The following is a 17665-nucleotide window of genomic DNA, read 5'->3' as shown; positions in this document are numbered from 1 at the left end:
CGTAAGTCGGGAATAAAATTGCAGATTATATTTTTTTAGGCAGTAAATAAATGTAGTGGGGACTAAATTTATTTATAAAAATATTCATATATTTATGATAGATTACAATCTATTGTTAGTCAATAGCTTTGGTCTGAAATTTTATATCTCTGTCTATTCAATAAGGGGTGAGATAATGCTATATAAAAAAATTAAAGAAATTGAAGAATTGTCAAATTAAGTACAACATATATAAAAACACTCAAAAATATGAGTGTTTTAAATGTATATTATTCAAATGTATAATTATACATTTGAATACGTAGAAAAATAGTTTTACATGAAAATGACATACCTTTTGACATACCCAAAATCTAAATAATTGAAACAAAATCAAAATGCCTTTTTGTGTTTTGTTGATATGTTAAGTTCTCAAACGAATTAAAACCAATTAAAATCATTTGGCGGGAATGTGTGGGAATCGAACCCACCCAAGAAGCTCTTAACTCCTCATACTGGTTTTGAAGACCAGAGGGAACACCAGAACCCATCCACTCCCGAAAGTAGTATATCATAGAAAAAAGTAGAGGTCTATTAAATCAAGGAAATGTCTGCCGTTTAAAATCAGTAAAAAATGCGGGATACGACTACTTTATGTTATGATTATGAATAGAAAACAGATTCTCTGAGTCGAATATATCTAAGCTTTTGAGATAAAGAGGGGATTTAGATGGAACATATTATCATTGGGACTGCAGGACACGTTGATCATGGAAAATCGACGTTGATTAAAAGGTTAACTGGTATCGAAACAGATACGACAAAAGAAGAAAAACAACGGGGATTATCTATCAATTTAGGCTTTGCGTATTTTGATTTACCCAGCGGCAATCGGGCAGGGATCATTGATGTGCCCGGTCACGAACGGTTTATAAAAAATATGATGGCGGGACTGTCAGGCATCAATTTGGTGTTGCTAGTTATTGACAGCACTGAAGGAGTCATGCCGCAAACTAAGGAACATGCTAATATTTTGCAGTTGATGGGAATCGAAGATTATATCATCGTGATGACCAAAATTTCTTTAGTTGATGATGACGTGATGGAATTGGTGGAAGAGGATATACGTGAGCAATTTAATGGCACGTTATTAGAAGAGGCACCGCTAGTTAAAGTTGATGCGGTGGATAATATCGGTATAACGGCTCTGATTGAATTAATTGATAAGAAAAGAAAAAAGATAGAAAAAAAAGAAACGGCTATCAATATGCCGAGGATGCACGTTGATCGGGTTTTCACTGTGAAAGGTTTCGGGACTGTTGTGACAGGCACTTTGATGGACGGACAGTTGACCGTAGGGGACGAAGTGTTAGTGTATCCTTCAGGCAAAAGAACAAAGATTCGAAATATTCAAGTTCACGAACAAAATGTGTCCCGGGTCTATCCCCATATGCGGACAGCTTTAAATCTGGCTAATATTAAAGTGGGTGAAATAAAACGTGGAGATACGTTAGCTTTTCCTGATACATTGAAAAAAACTTGGATGCTTGATGTCAAGGTTTCATTGCTGGAAAATTTTTCACTGGAATTATGGGATCGTGTCAGACTTCATCTAGGGACTAGAGAAATTATGTGCCGGGTAGTACCTATTGGGGTCGAGGAAGTTTCAGCCGGCTCAGAAGCCTATCTCCAGTTGAGGCTTGAAGAGGAAGTCGTTGCGAAAAAAGGAGACAGGTTTATCTTGCGATCTTATTCTCCAATGACGACCATAGGCGGAGGGAGAGTTTTAGATGAACTTCCTGATAAACACAGACGCTTTAGTGAAGAAGTTATTGAAAAATTAAAAATGAAAGAAAAAAACTCAATGGAAAATCTAATCAGCGATTACATGATGTCCTATTCAGCAGTGCTGATATCGAGTGGAGAAATCTCTTCCTATTTCGGCACGAGTCAAGAAGAAATCACTCATGTGTTGGAAAAGATGGTTGATAATCACTTGATTTATCCATTTGGAAAAAAATACCTTCATGCAGAATACTATGAGCACTTTCAAGATTTGGTTGTTCTTCAATTAACGGATTACCACAAAAAATACCGTTTGCGAGAGGGAATGACCAAAGAGGAGCTCAGGACGAAAATCGGTCTGGAAATGAAGCAAAAAGATTTTGATATTTTGCTGACAAAAATGGCTGAAGATGAACTAGTCAAATTGACGCCGCTGGTTTCTTTGACAGGATTTAAAATCGTTTATAATGCTTATCAGCAAAAGGACAGAGAAGATATCGAACAGAAGTTGCTGAATGCAGGCTTTTTAGCGATGAAACAGGATGAATTGACTGAGGGGAATAAACAAAGAAAAGAAGTGTTGGATTCTCTGATTGGAAAAACAGTGGTTCAATTAGATTCTGAAACTGTCCTCCATGTCGATAATATTAATCAAGCTGTGAGCTTGGTTAAGACACATATTCAGACTCATGGCAAACTGACTTTGGCAGAATTCAGAGATTTGATTGGTGCCAGCAGGAAATATGCAGTGTTGATATTGGATTATCTTGATAAATGTCGTATTACAGAAAGAGTGGACGATTACAGAATATTAACAGTTGAACATCATCAAGATGAAAAATAATGACTCAGGAAAAGGGGGTAGAGAGATGACTAAAAAAGTGTCTGTGCCGTCGATGACAGAAATGCTTCAAACACACATGGTAAAAGAATTGCTTGCTGACTATCCTAGAGAACTTGTAGTAGACTGCTTTAGAAAAGTGACAGCGGCCAGTCGAAAACAGCAGCTGGAAAGTGGAGACAAGGCGAAAACATTGGACTGTTTGTTGTCAGAAGCAAAAAAAATGATTGCGAAAGCGTATCAGCCTACGCTCAAAAAAGTAGTCAATGCCACTGGAACGATTTTACATACAAACTTAGGGCGTTCGAAACTTCCGTCTGATTTAAAAGAACAGTTGCTGAATGTTGCCTTTCATTTCACTAATGTGGAATACGATTTGGAAACAGGGCAACGAGGGTCCCGTTATGAACATTTAGAAAAATTATTAATCACGTTGACTGGTGCGGAAGCGGCGCTGGTAGTGAATAACAATGCGGCAGCAGTGTTGCTGAGTCTATCTGCCCTTGCTTCGGGAAAAGAAGTCATCGTTTCAAGGGGAGAGTTGGTGGAGATTGGCGGGTCTTTTAGAATTCCGGAAATCATGAAGTTAAGCGGCTGTGACCTTAAAGAAGTGGGGACGACCAATAAAACTTACGCCTCGGATTATGAAAGAGCAATTGATGAGGAGCAGACAGGTTTGCTGATGAAAGTTCACCGAAGCAATTTTACTATTAGCGGCTTTACGGAAAGTATTTCATTGAAAGAACTGAAAACAGTTGCCGATGCTGCAGAACTTCCGTTGATCTATGACATGGGCAGCGGGACATTGATAGAATTAGACAAGTACGGATTGAGAAAAGAAGAAACGGTCAGCGGCGCCCTTCGTGACGGTGCGGATATTGTGACATTCAGCGGAGATAAATTATTAGGTGGTCCTCAGGCGGGTATCATCGTTGGTAAAAAAGAATTTATTGACCAAATGAAACAACATCAGCTGACCCGTGCTTTGAGGATAGATAAGCTGACAATAGCCATGTTAGAAGGTACTCTTCGTCAATACCTCGATGAAGAAAAAGCGATTCAGACAATTCCTGCACTGCACATGCTGACTGTGTCGGAAAGTGTGTTAAAGGAAAAAGCTGAGACATTATTCAACAGCCTTTCTCACTTGAACGAGGCGGACATAACATTAACAAGAGGAAAATCACAAGTCGGCGGCGGGTCTATGCCGGAACAGGAATTATCTACATGGATAGTTTCTGTCAAACCTAAAAAGATAAGTGTCACTGAATTTGCTTTTCGTTTGCGTCAAGGAGAGAGCCCGGTAATTGGTAGGATTCATTCTGACAGATACTTGTTAGATGTCCGCACGATTGAGAAGGAAGAAATAGAACTGATTTCTGAAAAGGTAACAGAAATTTTAGCTTTTTGAGCGATGGACAGCAGATGTTTTAACTGAACTAACACATTAAGTAACCCAAGGGGCAACATCAGCTGCTCCTTGGGTTCTACATCGTTTAAAAAATGGTTATCTTTTTTCCAACAACTCGTCCATGGTCAAAATATATTTTGGTATTTCAGCACGAATTGTTTTCCTCGGGTTGACGACTTGAGAAATTCTTAAATCCATCGCTTGGCTTGCCATGACGTAGGCTTGCGGCCAGGAAACGTTGAGAGTGTCGCTGATATAGGCAACAGCATCACTGGAGGCTGCTTTCATTGCAACTTCTAAAGTTTCTCCTGAACCGATGATATTGATTGTCTCTTCAGTTTCTAAAATCGGCCAGTCCAACAAACGTTTTTCTTTCAAGACTGATACTCGCAAGCGGACATTACTGGCGATTTCTAATCCTGTAAAACACAATTCGCCATCTCCCATTGCAGCATGGCAATCACCAAGGGCCAGCATACCGCCAGATTGATTGACATTAAAATAAAGAGTGGAACCTGTACCTATTACTTTAGAGTCCATATTGCCGCCATGTTTCCAAGGAGTGTGTGTACCCCAGACACCATCTTCTTTTGCTGGCGCCACACCGATCACACCAATCATCGGATGAACAGGGATTTCTTTTCCTAAATAGTGTGCTTTGCCCTCTTTAATTTCAATGATCTGCACGATAGGTGTGGTTGATTCTTCAGGTAATCCTCCTTCGCCGGGAACTGCCGCTGCCACACTATGGTCGGGCAGTGTAATATCAAGTATATCAACTTTTAAAATATCACCCGGTTCAGCATTTTCGATATAAATGGGTCCTGTTGCCGGGTTGACAATGTCCATATCGATTTCCATCAATAACTGTTCTTCATTGGTAATTTGCTGATGGAAGCAGTCATTGGTTTCGACGACAAAAGTGTCGCCGGATTTTACACGATAGCGTTCCTTTACACCGTATTCAAAGTTGTAAATCACATGATCTCTTGAAAAAATTTTCATAGAATCCGTCCTTTCACAATTTTTTGTGTATTTCTCCGTTGGCTAAATTGTAACACAGATGTCCGTTTTATTTTATTTATCTTATCAGATAAAACTTGTATTTTAAGTAAATAAAACGCTTGCAATTAAACGCCAAATATGGTATAAATAATGTGTAAGGGGCGTATGAATTCCCGGTAAGAAAGTAGAAGAAGATAGTATCTACGTGTGAAGAGAATTTGTATGAGCTTTAAAGAAACTGTAAAAAGGAAGTGGGAATTTGAGTACTCCTTACCAATTGAATATGGTCTAGCAAGTGTTTAATATAGAGGGTTGGGTTGTGATACAAAAACCTGATTCGGATGTGTTTGGATGTAAAGAAAATTCCACTTGCTAGACTATTTTTTTTGCCTTTAAACAGGGTTTGCTGCTCAAAGAAAAAATTATCTCTTTATCCATGGACATGGCAGTTTTCCGTGGATGATGTAAATGAAAGATGTGATAAAATGATTCAGTATAAAAGAACAAAAGAAATTTCAGATGCAGATTTAAGAGTATTATATACTTCTGTGAACTGGCTTTCTTATACAGATAAGGTGGAAAATCTGTCACTACTGATAACAAACAGTCAGACTGTTGTGTCAGCGTGGGAAGACGACCGGTTAATAGGTCTGATTCGTACAGTAGGAGACGGACTCTCGATTCAATACGTGCAGGATATTTTGATTATGCCGGAGTACCAGAAACAAGGAATCGGCACAGCACTTATCAAACAGATTTTAGATGAATCAAAGCACATTCGTCAGCTTGTGTTGATTACCGATGGGTCGAAGGAGAATCAAGGAATCATTAAGTGGTATAAAAAGATGGGGCTAAGTGTATTTGAAGATATTGGATTGATTGGCCTTTATCGGAGATGAGATTTTAAGCATGTTGAACGCTTTATGATGGTTGGATAAGCACGATAGATGTGATAGAAGTATTTTTAATTGTTGTATTCTGATAAGATTAAAGCAGAGGCCTTAGGGATTTTTCCAAAAGGCTTTTTATTTTGGTATTGGGTGAGACCATGCAATAATCGAAGGCGGCTATGGTCCCAGTAAACTGAGTATTTTTACGAATACCTGAAAGGGCATCAGAGCTATTTTTTATAGATGTTGTAAATGTTGTTGGTGTTGTGTCAGGTGTTTTATTTCGTTTAAACTGGGAAACAAACAGAAAATTTTCACAAGTTGAAAAATTTTGTTTTAAATTTACATAATTATGACGTATGATAAGAAAGAACTGATTTGATAAAATGAGAAATGCCTCAATTGTTTTCTCATTTTAAAAACTTAATGTTATAATGGAAAAGCTGTATTGCTGAGTATATTAGCATTCTAATGAATACAGGGTAATAAGGAGTTTGACAGAGAATGGTTAAAAAAGTACAAAATGACTATAATGATTCGTCCATTCAAGTGCTGGAAGGTCTTGATGCTGTTAGAAAAAGACCTGGGATGTATATCGGGTCCAATGATTCCAAAGGCTTGCATCATTTAGTTTTTGAAATTGTTGATAATTCAGTAGACGAAGCATTGGCAGGTTACGGAAACGAAATAAAAGTCACGCTTTTCAAAGACGGAAGCATTGGTGTTGAAGACTTTGGACGGGGAGTCCCTATTGGCATGCATAAATCTGGTGTACCCACCGTTCAAGTAATCTTCACTGTACTCCATGCAGGAGGAAAGTTTGGTCAAGGAGGTTACCGGAGTTCCGGGGGACTTCACGGTGTTGGAGCCAGTGTGGTCAATGCACTTTCAGAGTGGTTGATTGTGCGAGTCGTTCGCGATGGTGTGGAGTACGAACAGAAATTTCGCAACGGCGGCAGACCAGATAAAAAATTTAAAAAGCTTGGTAAAACTTCCAAAAAGAAAAATGGCACGTTCATACAATTCATGCCGGATAAGTCGATTTTTATTACGACGGATTTTTCTTTTCAAATATTGACTGAGCGCCTGCGTGAATCAGCGTTCTTGCTTAAAAACTTAAAAATCACTGTCAGGGATGAACGCCCGGAAGAACCAGTGGAAGAAGTTTTTCACTATGAGGAAGGTATCAAAGAGTTTATCGACTATTTGAACGAAGAAAAAGATGATTTGACACCTGTAGTTTATTTTTCAGGGGAAAAAGATGAAATAGAAACAGAATTTGCGTTTCAGTATAATGACGGCTATTCAGAAAACGTTCTGTCTTTTGTGAACAATGTAAGGACAAAAGATGGTGGGACTCACGAAACTGGTATGCGGACAGCGTTGACCAAAGGGTTTAATGACTATGCCCGAAAAGTGGGGCTGCTTAAAGAAAAGGATAGAAATTTGGACGGCAGTGATATAAGGGAAGGGCTGACGGCGATTGTTTCTGTTAGGATTCCTGAAAATCTACTCCAGTTTGAAAGTCAAACGAAAGTAAAATTAGTCACAGTCTCTGCAAGAACTGTGGTCGAAACGATTATCTCTGAGCAACTGGGTTTTTATTTGCAAGAAAATAATGAGATTAGTCAAATGCTGGTACGGAAAGCTTTGAAGGCCCGCGAGGCACGTGAAGCTGCTCGTAAGGCACGTGAAGATAGCCGCAATGGGAAAAAGAGACGGAAAAAAGATTCTCTGCTTTCCGGCAAATTAACACCGGCTCAGTCCCGAAATCCTAAGAAAAACGAGTTGTATCTTGTAGAGGGGGATTCAGCTGGCGGTTCTGCCAAACAAGGACGGGATCGCAAGTTTCAAGCAATCCTGCCACTGCGGGGGAAAGTTTTAAATACAGAAAAAGCTAAGCTAGAAGATGTTTTGAAAAATGAAGAAATAAATACGATGATTTATACGATTGGTGCAGGATATGGCTCTGACTTTACTCTTGAAGATTGTAATTATGATAAAGTCATTATCATGACAGATGCTGATACAGATGGGGCTCACATCCAAACGCTCTTGCTGACGTTTTTCTATCGTTTTATGACACCGCTGGTTGAAGCAGGCAAAGTGTACCTTGCTATGCCGCCCCTGTATAAAGTGTCCAAAGGGACTGGAAAGAAAGAAATTGTTGAGTACGCTTGGACCGATGAAGAATTGACAGAAGTTACCCAAAAAATTGGTCGAGGATATATGCTGCAACGCTATAAAGGTCTCGGGGAAATGAATGCCGATCAACTGTGGGAGACTACAATGAATCCAGAGAGCCGAACGCTGATTCGTGTCACACTTTCAGAAGAGGACGGAGAATCGGGCAGTAATGAAAAAATCGTGTCCACTTTGATGGGGAATAAGGTAGACAAACGCCGCCGCTGGATTGAAAATAATGTGGCGTTCACCCTTGAAGAGGAAGGGAGCATCCTAGAAACTAAACATCATGAACTTGCTCAAACCACGGTTGAAAAATCAGAGGAAGAGCTAGCAAGCGGCAAAATTGCTGAGTCAGATGGAACAAGTGATGAGGATTTTAAAGAAATAGATTTATTTGCAGATTTTTAGAGAGTGAAGGAAGTGGAAAGAATGCAGCAACGAAATGATATTCAGGAAATGGCACTGAAAGATGTCATGGGAGATCGTTTTGGCCGTTATTCAAAATATATTATTCAGGAACGTGCATTGCCGGACATCCGTGATGGACTCAAACCGGTTCAAAGACGGATTCTATTTGCCATGGCTGAAGATGGCAACACCCATGACAAGGCCTTTAGGAAGTCTGCAAAGAGCGTGGGAAATATCATGGGGAACTATCACCCCCATGGCGATAGCAGTATCTACGAGGCTATGGTGCGAATGAGCCAAGATTGGAAGCTGCGAGATGTATTAATTGAGATGCATGGTAATAACGGGAGTATGGACGGGGACCCGGCAGCTGCCATGCGTTATACTGAGGCACGCTTGTCTGAGTTGAGCGGCGAGTTGCTGGCAGATATCGAAAAAGAAACAGTGGACTTAGTTTGGAATTTTGATGATACTGAAAAAGAACCGACAGTACTGCCGGCTCGTTACCCAAACTTGCTGGTAAACGGCTCCACAGGGATTTCTGCGGGATATGCAACTGAAATCCCGACTCATAATCTGGGAGAAGTTATTGACGGAACGATATATTTAATCGATCACCCCAATGCTAAACTGAAAAAAATCATGGAATTTATTCCGGGACCTGATTTTCCAACAGGCGCTATCCTACAAGGCGAGGACGAAATAAAGAATGCGTACACTGAAGGAAAAGGCCGAGTGGTGCTTCGTTCAAAAGTTGAGATTCAAAAAGTAAAGGCTGGACGGGAACAAATAGTAGTTTCCGAACTTCCTTATGAAGTCAATAAAGCAAACTTAGTCAAAAAAATAGATGAAGTCCGTTTGATGAAAAAAATAGACGGTATCACAGAAGTCCGTGATGAAACAGACCGGACAGGGTTGCAGATCGTGGTTGAGTTGCGAAAAGATGCCAACGCCGAAGGGATTTTAAATTACCTTTATAAAAATACCGATTTGCAAGTTAATTATAATTTCAACATGGTGGCAATAGACGAACAACGTCCTAAACAAGTTGGATTGATTCGAATTTTGGAAGCTTATATCGCACACCGTAAAGATGTGATCAAACGCCGCAGCCGTTTCGAATTGACTCGCTCTGAAAAACGCCAGCATATCGTTGAGGGTTTGATGAAAGCTCTATCTATTTTGGATCAGGTGATTCAAACAATTCGTAGGAGCAAAGATAAAAAAGATGCCAAAAACAATCTTGTCCAAGCCTTTGATTTTTCAGAGGCACAGGCAGAAGCAATTGTTTCTTTACAACTCTATCGTTTAACGAACACAGATATCACTGCGTTGAAAAAAGAAGCCCAAGAATTAGCGGGAAATATTGCCTTTTTAAATCTAATTTTAAGTGATGAAACAGAATTATTAAAATTGATGAAAAAAGAACTGAGAGAAGTGAAGAAAAAATACGCCACACCTCGTAAAACTCATATTCAGCGGGAGATTGAAGAGATTGTCGTCGAAACTGAAGTATTGGTGGCGCAAGAAGACGTGGTCGTGTCAGTGACAAGGGAAGGTTATATTAAACGCAGCAGTCTGCGTTCTTATAGTGCCTCTGTCCCTGAAGAAATTGGTATGAAGGAAACGGACTACTTGATTTTTGCCGAGAAGCTGCATACCTTACAACATCTTTTGATTGTTACCAGCAAGGGAAATATGATTTACCGCCCAGTTCACGAATTAAGTGATATTCGCTGGAAAGATGTTGGAGAACATTTGTCGCAGATGATAACTAATTTTGAAAAAGACGAAAAAATCATCCATGTTTATCCTTATGAAAATCTGGACGAAAATAAAGTGTTTGTGTTTATTTCAAAAGAAGGAATGATCAAACAAACTGAAATGACAGAGTTTGACGTCTGGCGGACGTATAAAAGCCGGGGGACTTTGTGTATGAACCTAAAAGGCGATGATGAAATCGTCAACGCTTATTTGGTTGATAAGAATGCCGACCTGGATGTGTTTTTGGTCAGTCGTCGGAATTTTGGTTTACGTTACTCACTGGATGAGGTGAGCGTGGTAGGGGCAAGAGCTGCCGGTGTGATTTCAATGAATCTTAAAGCAGGAGATCATGTTGTTAACGGGATTTTGGTTTGGTCAGAAGGAGATACGCCAATTACAATAGTGACACAACGGGGCGCAGTGAAAAGAATGCTGGCACAGGAAATTTCTTCATTGAGCCGGGCAAAACGGGGGATATTGGTTCTTCGTGAGTTGAAGAATAATCCTCACCGAGTGGTTTATATGGCAGAATCTGAAGATGATGACGAAATTCAGGTCATAACTGAAAAAGGAAACGTAAAAACCTTTAGCTCTAAAGATTATCCAATCAGTGACCGTACCTCTAATGGTTCATTCTTGACTGATGAAAAAGTTGACGGTCTGGTGGTGGCAGCTTCGCAAGTTGCTAAGACAGACATCACGAAAGATGACACAGATAACGATGAATAAAACTGGACAAGTCCTTCTATCAGCTGACCCATTTGGGAGATAGATGGTCTTGTCCGTTAAATTTATAGTGAAAAAATCAACTATATTATTGATGGTGGAGATTTCCAGAAGAACATTGGGGTTATGTCATTTGTAAAAACCAAGTGAAGAAAGAAGATGTAAAAAAATTTTCAACTACTGATCTTGCTAGTTTTATATTGGGAAGTTCAATTCTTTTACGCCTACAGTTTTGGTGGACGAGGGTTAAAGCATGGAACGTCCTTTACTCAGCCTTTCTTTTTTGATGATTTATAAGGACTGAGTAAATTAAAAACAAAAAAGTTATTGGGTTTTGTTTCTAATTGTATTATAATGTAAGACAATTGTTGATAAAACATTGGTCAACATTTTAAAGGAGGACGTTACAATGAGTCGTTTTAATAAACGATTAGGCAGCATCAAGCCATCGCCTATTAGAGCTTTTGACGAAGAAGTCGGTCAATTAGAAAATATTATTAAATTGACGTTGGGAGAACCAGATTTTGATACTCCTGAAAAAGTAAAACAAGCTGGGATACAAGCAATAAAGGATAACTTTTCCCATTATTCTCAAAATCCCGGATTATTAGAATTAAGAGAAGCTATCGCTGGTTTTATGAAAGAAAAGTATCATGTGGTTTATGATCCCGTCAATGAAATCACTGTGTCTGTCGGTGCCACAGAAGCCTATGCTTCCAGTCTTTTGGCGATTCTTAATCCCGGCGATGTGGTATTGATACCTTCACCGGCTTTTCCGGGCTACCAACCTGTGATTAGCATGGCGGGTGCTGAAATAGTTCACATGGATACTTCTGCCACAGATTTTATTCTAAAAAAAGAACAGTTGGAAGAAAATTTGGAAAAATACGGTGATAGGGTCAAAGTTGTTTTACTGAATTATCCGACTAATCCCACTGGTGTCACCTATGATCGGGAAGCAGTCAAGGAAATTGCTGACGTGATAAAGCAACATGATATCTTTGTTTTATCGGATGAGATTTATAGTGAACTAGTTTATGAAGAGGAGCACGTGTCGATTGCTGAATATTTGCCTGAACAAACTATTTTGATTCACGGTGTGTCAAAGTCCCATGCAATGACGGGCTGGCGTATCGGTTTTTCGCTGGCACCTGCAGAAATCACTCAAGAAATTCGAAAGGTTCACCAGTTTATCGTCACCGCCGCATCTACTATTTCTCAAAAAGCAGCTGCCACAGCTTTAACAGAAAGTAAAGATGAAGGGTTAGTCATGCGGCAAGCGTATAAAGAACGTCGAGACTTTATGATTAGCTCGCTAAATGAATTAGGGTTTGAATGTGCGAAACCGTCAGGAGCGTTTTATATTTTTGCTAAAATCCCATCTGATTTTGGGTTGACCTCCATGGAGTTTTGCCGGGAGTTAGCCTATAACAATAGAGTAGCCGTTATTCCGGGGCATGCTTTCGGCCCTGGTGGAGAAGGATACGTACGTATCAGTTATGCGGCTAGCATGGAAAATTTGCAGGAAGCAGTCAAACGTATTTCTGATTATGTAGAAAATAAAAAACAGCAAGGGTAATATACCTTTGCTGTTTTTTTACGACTTTACCCACTCTCCACAAAGTGTTATTGGTAAAGCTGAACTCATAAATCGAGTTCTGTCGCCTCATCGCATGTGAACAGTCTACCACATTATTTTCATATATGCCAACATTTTTTACAAACACTGTGCAAGAATATGCTATAATATAAAGGAGTTTTTCCGTTCTCTAGTAATGATTCATGTGTTAAAAAGGGTAATTGCAGGATAAAACGAGTGCCTTTAAAAAGAGACGCGATAAATTGTTTAGGAGGAGGAAGCTTATGTCAATTGAAAAGACTAATCGGATGAATGCTTTGTTTGAATTCTATTCCACACTTTTGACAGAAAAACAGATGAATTATATTGAACTGTATTATGCAGATGACTATTCATTGGCTGAAATTGCTGATGAATATGATGTCAGCAGACAGGCGGTTTATGATAATATTAAGCGGACAGAGAAAATTTTAGAAAACTATGAAAGAAAATTACATTTATACTCTAATTATGTCGTTCGCAAAGAAATTATCGAAAAAATTAAAGGAAAACTAATGAAGGAGTATCCGGAAGAAACCGAAATATTCGAATGGGTGCAGACTATCCAAGAAATTGAAGAATAGGAGTTTTGTAGATGGCTTTTGAAAGTTTAACTGAGCGATTACAAGATGCAATGAAGAAATTGCGTCGTAAAGGAAAAATTACGGAATCTGATGTCAGAGAGATGATGCGGGAAATCCGCTTAGCGTTGCTTGAAGCAGACGTAAACTTTAATGTGGTAAAAGATTTCACGAAACGGGTAAGTGATCGGGCGGTCGGCAGTGAAGTCCTAGACACTTTAACGTCAGCTCAACAGATTGTAAAAATAGTGGATGAGGAATTAACAGCAACTTTGGGACAGGAAGCTGTTCCGTTAAATAAATCTCCCAAAATCCCGACTGTGATTATGGTATCAGGCTTGCAAGGTGCTGGTAAAACGACATTCGTTGGGAAATTAGCTAACTTCTTAAAGAAAAATAATGATGCCCGGCCTTTGCTGATTGCTGGAGACGTTTATCGTCCAGCGGCTATTGAACAGTTGAAGGTTATCGGACAACAAATAGATGTGCCTGTGTTTGACATGGGAACAGATGTGAGTCCTGTGGAAATCGTCCGTCAGGGAATGGCTCTGGCACAAGAACAAAAAAATGATTATGTCTTTATCGATACCGCCGGCCGACTGCATATAGATGATGTTTTGATGAATGAATTGAAGGAAATTAAAGAATTGGCTACGCCAGATGAAATTTTGCTGGTGGTTGATGCTATGACAGGGCAAGATGCCGTCAATGTAGCAGAAAGCTTTAATGAACAGTTGTCTATCACAGGGGTTGTCGTCACGAAACTTGATGGGGATACTCGTGGCGGTGCGGCACTGTCTATCCGTGCGGTGACAGGAAAACCGATCAAATTTGTGGGGACAGGCGAAAAACTGACAGACATAGAAGTCTTCCACCCGGACCGAATGTCAGGTCGGATCCTCGGCATGGGGGACATGCTGACATTAATCGAAAAAGCCCAGCAGGATTATGATGAGCAGAAGGCTGAAGAACTTGCCTTGAAAATGCAAGAAAACACCTTTGATTTCAATGACTTTATCGAACAATTTGATCAACTTCAAAACATGGGGTCATTCGAGGATATCATCAAGATGATTCCAGGGATGAATAATATTCCGGGAATGGACAAGGTGCAAATAGATCCTAAAGATATCGAACGTAAAAAGGCAATGGTTTATTCCATGACGCCGGAAGAAAGAGTAAATCCGGATTTACTGAACCCAAGCCGACGTCGCAGAATCGCCGCAGGGTCTGGAAATAGTGTGGTTCAAGTGAACCAGATGATTAAACAATTTAAAGAAAGCAAAAAAATGATGCAGCAGATGAGCAGCGGCAAGATGCCGGCGGGTATGGACCAAATGTTCGGTGGCGGTGTCAAAGGGAAAATGGGTAAAATGGCTTTCAACCAAATGGCACGTAAACAACAAAATGCCAAGAAGAAAGCTTTGCGAAAAAAACGGAAAAAGAAGAGATAATAAAGAGATAACTTTGAAGATCGGCTAAAGCCAGGAAAATATTAATCAATCATTAACATAAATTCAGCTGATTTTCGTGACAGGTGATTGAATGGTCATCAATGACAGTCAATGACAGTTATCGTCCGGTAGAGCCAGCTAAATGTTTGGTTTATTTTTTGAAACATCTTTTTCTGATGAAAAAAATCAGGCTGTAAAGAAAAAACACTTTACATCTATTTGTTAACATGTTAAACTAGTTTTTGTGATTAAGAAACATGGAGGTGACAGATAGATGGCAGTGAAAATCCGTTTGAAACGTATGGGATCTAAAAAGAATCCTTTTTACCGTATGGTAGTAGCAGACTCACGTTTTCCTCGTGATGGACGTTATATTGAAGTAGTAGGTACATACTCTCCAGTTGAAGAGCCTGCAAAAGTATCGATTAATGAAGAATTAGTCCTAGATTGGTTGGCAAAAGGTGCACAACCTTCAGATACAGTTCGCAATATCCTTTCTAAAGAAGGAATCATGAAGAAACATCATGAAGCGAAATACGAAAAGAAATAAGGTGGCATAAGAGATGACAGATGTGAAAGAATTGGTATTAACAATTGTCCGTCCGTTAGTCAGTTATCCTGAAGAAATTTCTTTGACAATTGAAGAGTCAGACGATTTTATGGAATATAATTTAAGCGTTCATCCTGATGATATCGGTCGTGTAATCGGTAAACAGGGAAGAGTGGCTAAAGCAATTCGTACGATTGTCTACTCCGTGAGGACAAAAGGTCCGAAAAAAATTCGCTTGAATATTGTCGATTAAAAAAGCTGTGAGATGATTTGCTTGGTCAAATCATTTCATGGCTTTTTAGTTTTGACATTTTTAGAATGGGAATATGATTGTTATCGTTGGTCAATTCTTAAAGAAGATATTTCTTACTTCTCAAAAATTGTAAAAATGACAGCTTGCTTTCGTTAGAAAAGCTAGTCAGTTATACCTTGTAATGTTACAATATGAAAGGATAAAACAAGAAAGATGTGACGTAATGACAGAATTTTTAAATGTGGGAAAAATAGTGAATACCCAAGGGATTAAAGGTGAGGTACGGGTAATATCTGTGACAGATTTTGTTGAGGATAGATATAAAAAGGGGACACAACTTTATTTATTCCAAGATGACAAAGAGCCGGTACCTTTGATAATCAATAGTTACCGAAAACATAAAAACTTTGATGTCATTAGTTTTAAAGACTACGGGAATATCAATGATGTGGAGAAGTTTAGAGACGGTATACTAAAAGTTAGAATCGAAGATACACAACCTTTGGGAGAAAATGAATTTTATTATCATGAGATTATTGGGAGCACGGTTTTCGATGAAAACGGGCAGGAACTGGGAAAAATAAAAGAGATTTTGTCTCCAGGGGCTAATGACGTTTGGGTGGTGCAGCGCACAGGTAAAAAAGATGTGCTCCTTCCTTACATCGAGTCTGTCATAAAAAAAATAGACACCGTTAATAAACGAGTGGATGTGGAGATTCCAGAAGGACTGATAGATGATGAAGATTGATGTGTTGACATTGTTTCCGAGAATGTTTGATGGTGTGTTGACGGAATCGATTTTAGGCAAAGCTGTCCAACGGGAGCTTGTCGACATTGATGTTCATAACTTCCGTGATTTTTCTGATAACAAGCATCAGCAGGTGGATGATTATCCTTATGGCGGGGGAGCAGGAATGCTGCTGAAAGTTCAGCCGATTGATGATGCGTTGATGAGTATTGCTGAAAGCCACCCCGAAACAAAGAAACGTGTAGTTTTACTGGATCCGGCAGGGGTACCGTTCACTCAGCAGGTGGCGGAAGAATTTGCTGAAGAAGAACATCTCGTGTTTATTTGCGGACATTATGAAGGGTATGACGAACGTATTCGTTCCCTTGTAACAGATGAAGTGTCTTTGGGGGATTACGTGTTAACGGGCGGAGAGCTGGGGGCGATGGTGATGATTGACGCCACTGTGAGACTTTTGCCTGAAGTCCTTGGCAATGAGGCCTCTGCTGTGGCTGATTCCCACTCTACTGGTCTGCTTGAACATCCTCACTATACGCGGCCGGCAGATTATAAAGGAATGAAAGTACCAGAAGTGCTGGTGGGAGGGCACCACAAACTTATTGATGAGTGGCGCTTAAAAGAGTCTTTACGCCGTACTTATGAGCGTAGACCCGAAATGCTTGAAAAAATCGAGTTAACTGAGCAAATGAAAAAAATATTGGCAGAGATAGAAAGAGAAACTGTTGATGAAACTGAAAATAATTCTGAAAATATGTGATTAAAAAGTCATTTTACCTTTACTTACAAACTTAGTCATGATAAAATTATTTGGTGAGTCAAAAGGCTCATCTATTACGACATTCCGCTGTGTCAGAGAACATATGAGTGTTTGGAATAAGGAGATGGATGAAATGAATCCAATTATTGAAGCAATCACAAAAGAACAACTACGTTCAGATATTCCTGAATTTCGCCCTGGAGACACTTTGCGTGTACATGCAAAAGTTGTCGAAGGTGAACGCGAACGTATCCAGATTTTTGAAGGTGTTTGTATTAAACGCCAAGGAACTGGTATCAGCGAAACTTATACTGTTCGTAAAATCTCAAATGGTGTTGGAGTGGAGCGTACCTTCCCAGTACATACGCCGCGTGTAGCACAAATCGAAGTCACACGCCTTGGTAAAGTGCGTCGTGCTAAATTGTACTATCTACGTGATAGACACGGTAAGGCTGCAAGAATCAAAGAATTACGAAGATAAACATTTTTTAGAACGTCCAAATTTAAAAATGTTAAACCCCTTGATTATCAAGGGGTTTTTCTTTTCCAACTTAATTTTACAATTCAGGTTATTAAAAAATGGCTCTATAATTTATGGGACTGATGAATCAAAAATTGGTTCATCAGCCCTATTTTCTTGTATTAAATAAAAAAACATATAGTTCTTCTGTTACTATTAAAGCGTCTAAACCTAAAAAGTAAGGAGAA

Annotated in this window: 14 protein-coding genes and 1 tRNA gene; 13 read left to right on the top strand and 2 right to left on the bottom strand. The window is 39.4% G+C overall.

The features are described 5' to 3' along the window. Positions 1–441: 441 nt before the first annotated feature. Positions 442–538, bottom strand: a tRNA-Sec gene (locus CBF29_RS13785). A 171-nt stretch (positions 539–709) separates the two neighbouring features. Between CBF29_RS13785 and selB the strand changes: the two genes are divergently transcribed. Continuing rightward, positions 710–2608 carry a selenocysteine-specific translation elongation factor gene (gene selB / locus CBF29_RS10140; protein ID WP_126809612.1) on the top strand — a complete coding sequence of 633 codons (1899 nt, stop codon included), beginning with the start codon at positions 710–712 and terminating at the stop codon, positions 2606–2608. Positions 2609–2633: 25 nt separating this feature from the next. Next, entirely contained in the window at positions 2634–4016 is a 1383-nt protein-coding gene (selA, locus tag CBF29_RS10135) for an L-seryl-tRNA(Sec) selenium transferase (protein ID WP_126809611.1), read from the top strand. A 96-nt stretch (positions 4017–4112) separates the two neighbouring features. On the opposite strand, the gene CBF29_RS10130 is transcribed toward selA, so the two are convergent. Beyond that, on the bottom strand, positions 4113–5021 hold the full coding sequence (locus tag CBF29_RS10130) for an acetamidase/formamidase family protein (protein WP_126809610.1): 909 nt from the start codon (positions 5019–5021) through the stop codon (positions 4113–4115). A gap of 485 nt (positions 5022–5506) precedes the next feature. Here CBF29_RS10130 and CBF29_RS10125 point away from each other — a divergent pair, with 485 nt between their 5' ends. The 11 genes from CBF29_RS10125 to rplS all read left to right on the top strand — a co-directional run bounded on the left by CBF29_RS10125 (position 5507) and on the right by rplS (position 17438). After that, positions 5507–5920: a GNAT family N-acetyltransferase gene (locus tag CBF29_RS10125; RefSeq protein WP_170170043.1), complete on the top strand. Its 414-nt coding sequence runs from the start codon at positions 5507–5509 to the stop codon at positions 5918–5920. A 495-nt stretch (positions 5921–6415) separates the two neighbouring features. After that, entirely contained in the window at positions 6416–8506 is a 2091-nt protein-coding gene (gene parE / locus CBF29_RS10120; RefSeq protein ID WP_126809608.1) for a DNA topoisomerase IV subunit B, read from the top strand. A gap of 21 nt (positions 8507–8527) precedes the next feature. Continuing rightward, positions 8528–10999, top strand: coding sequence for a DNA topoisomerase IV subunit A (parC, locus tag CBF29_RS10115; protein ID WP_126809607.1), 2472 nt, complete (start codon positions 8528–8530; stop codon positions 10997–10999). A gap of 406 nt (positions 11000–11405) precedes the next feature. Beyond that, positions 11406–12575, top strand: a complete 1170-nt coding sequence (locus CBF29_RS10110) for a pyridoxal phosphate-dependent aminotransferase (protein WP_126809606.1) — start codon at positions 11406–11408, stop codon at positions 12573–12575. A 284-nt stretch (positions 12576–12859) separates the two neighbouring features. Next, positions 12860–13198, top strand: coding sequence for a putative DNA-binding protein (locus CBF29_RS10105; protein WP_126809605.1), 339 nt, complete (start codon positions 12860–12862; stop codon positions 13196–13198). A gap of 11 nt (positions 13199–13209) precedes the next feature. Then, positions 13210–14649 carry a signal recognition particle protein gene (ffh, locus tag CBF29_RS10100; RefSeq protein WP_126809604.1) on the top strand — a complete coding sequence of 480 codons (1440 nt, stop codon included), beginning with the start codon at positions 13210–13212 and terminating at the stop codon, positions 14647–14649. Positions 14650–14923: 274 nt separating this feature from the next. Next, positions 14924–15199 carry a 30S ribosomal protein S16 gene (rpsP, locus tag CBF29_RS10095; protein ID WP_126809603.1) on the top strand — a complete coding sequence of 92 codons (276 nt, stop codon included), beginning with the start codon at positions 14924–14926 and terminating at the stop codon, positions 15197–15199. 13 nt (positions 15200–15212) lie between these two features. After that, entirely contained in the window at positions 15213–15452 is a 240-nt protein-coding gene (locus CBF29_RS10090; protein ID WP_126809602.1) for a KH domain-containing protein, read from the top strand. 223 nt (positions 15453–15675) lie between these two features. Beyond that, on the top strand, positions 15676–16200 hold the full coding sequence (gene rimM, locus CBF29_RS10085; protein WP_126809601.1) for a ribosome maturation factor RimM: 525 nt from the start codon (positions 15676–15678) through the stop codon (positions 16198–16200). Further along, complete coding sequence (gene trmD, locus CBF29_RS10080; protein ID WP_126809652.1) at positions 16190–16957, top strand: tRNA (guanosine(37)-N1)-methyltransferase TrmD; 768 nt, start codon at positions 16190–16192, stop codon at positions 16955–16957. The genes rimM and trmD overlap by 11 nt, the downstream gene beginning before the upstream one ends. 133 nt (positions 16958–17090) lie before the next feature. Next, complete coding sequence (gene rplS / locus CBF29_RS10075) at positions 17091–17438, top strand: 50S ribosomal protein L19 (RefSeq protein ID WP_126809600.1); 348 nt, start codon at positions 17091–17093, stop codon at positions 17436–17438. Positions 17439–17665 lie beyond the last annotated feature (227 nt).

The organism is Vagococcus elongatus, from assembly GCF_003987645.1.
Lineage (GTDB): Bacteria > Bacillota > Bacilli > Lactobacillales > Vagococcaceae > Vagococcus_A > Vagococcus_A elongatus.
Note: the sequence above shows the minus strand (reverse complement) of the source record. Positions and strands in the feature narration are given on the sequence as shown.

Bases quoted from the DNA above. Each gene is read 5' to 3' on its own strand.
- selB (WP_126809612.1), top strand. From the start codon at position 710: ATGGAACATATTATCATTGGGACTGCAGGACACGTTGATCATGGAAAA.
- selA (WP_126809611.1), top strand. From the start codon at position 2,634: ATGACTAAAAAAGTGTCTGTGCCGTCGATGACAGAAATGCTTCAAACA.
- CBF29_RS10130 (WP_126809610.1), bottom strand. From the start codon at position 5,021: ATGAAAATTTTTTCAAGAGATCATGTGATTTACAACTTTGAATACGGT.
- CBF29_RS10125 (WP_170170043.1), top strand. From the start codon at position 5,507: ATGATTCAGTATAAAAGAACAAAAGAAATTTCAGATGCAGATTTAAGA.
- parE (WP_126809608.1), top strand. From the start codon at position 6,416: ATGGTTAAAAAAGTACAAAATGACTATAATGATTCGTCCATTCAAGTG.
- parC (WP_126809607.1), top strand. From the start codon at position 8,528: ATGCAGCAACGAAATGATATTCAGGAAATGGCACTGAAAGATGTCATG.
- CBF29_RS10110 (WP_126809606.1), top strand. From the start codon at position 11,406: ATGAGTCGTTTTAATAAACGATTAGGCAGCATCAAGCCATCGCCTATT.
- CBF29_RS10105 (WP_126809605.1), top strand. From the start codon at position 12,860: ATGTCAATTGAAAAGACTAATCGGATGAATGCTTTGTTTGAATTCTAT.
- ffh (WP_126809604.1), top strand. From the start codon at position 13,210: ATGGCTTTTGAAAGTTTAACTGAGCGATTACAAGATGCAATGAAGAAA.
- rpsP (WP_126809603.1), top strand. From the start codon at position 14,924: ATGGCAGTGAAAATCCGTTTGAAACGTATGGGATCTAAAAAGAATCCT.
- CBF29_RS10090 (WP_126809602.1), top strand. From the start codon at position 15,213: ATGACAGATGTGAAAGAATTGGTATTAACAATTGTCCGTCCGTTAGTC.
- rimM (WP_126809601.1), top strand. From the start codon at position 15,676: ATGACAGAATTTTTAAATGTGGGAAAAATAGTGAATACCCAAGGGATT.
- trmD (WP_126809652.1), top strand. From the start codon at position 16,190: ATGAAGATTGATGTGTTGACATTGTTTCCGAGAATGTTTGATGGTGTG.
- rplS (WP_126809600.1), top strand. From the start codon at position 17,091: ATGAATCCAATTATTGAAGCAATCACAAAAGAACAACTACGTTCAGAT.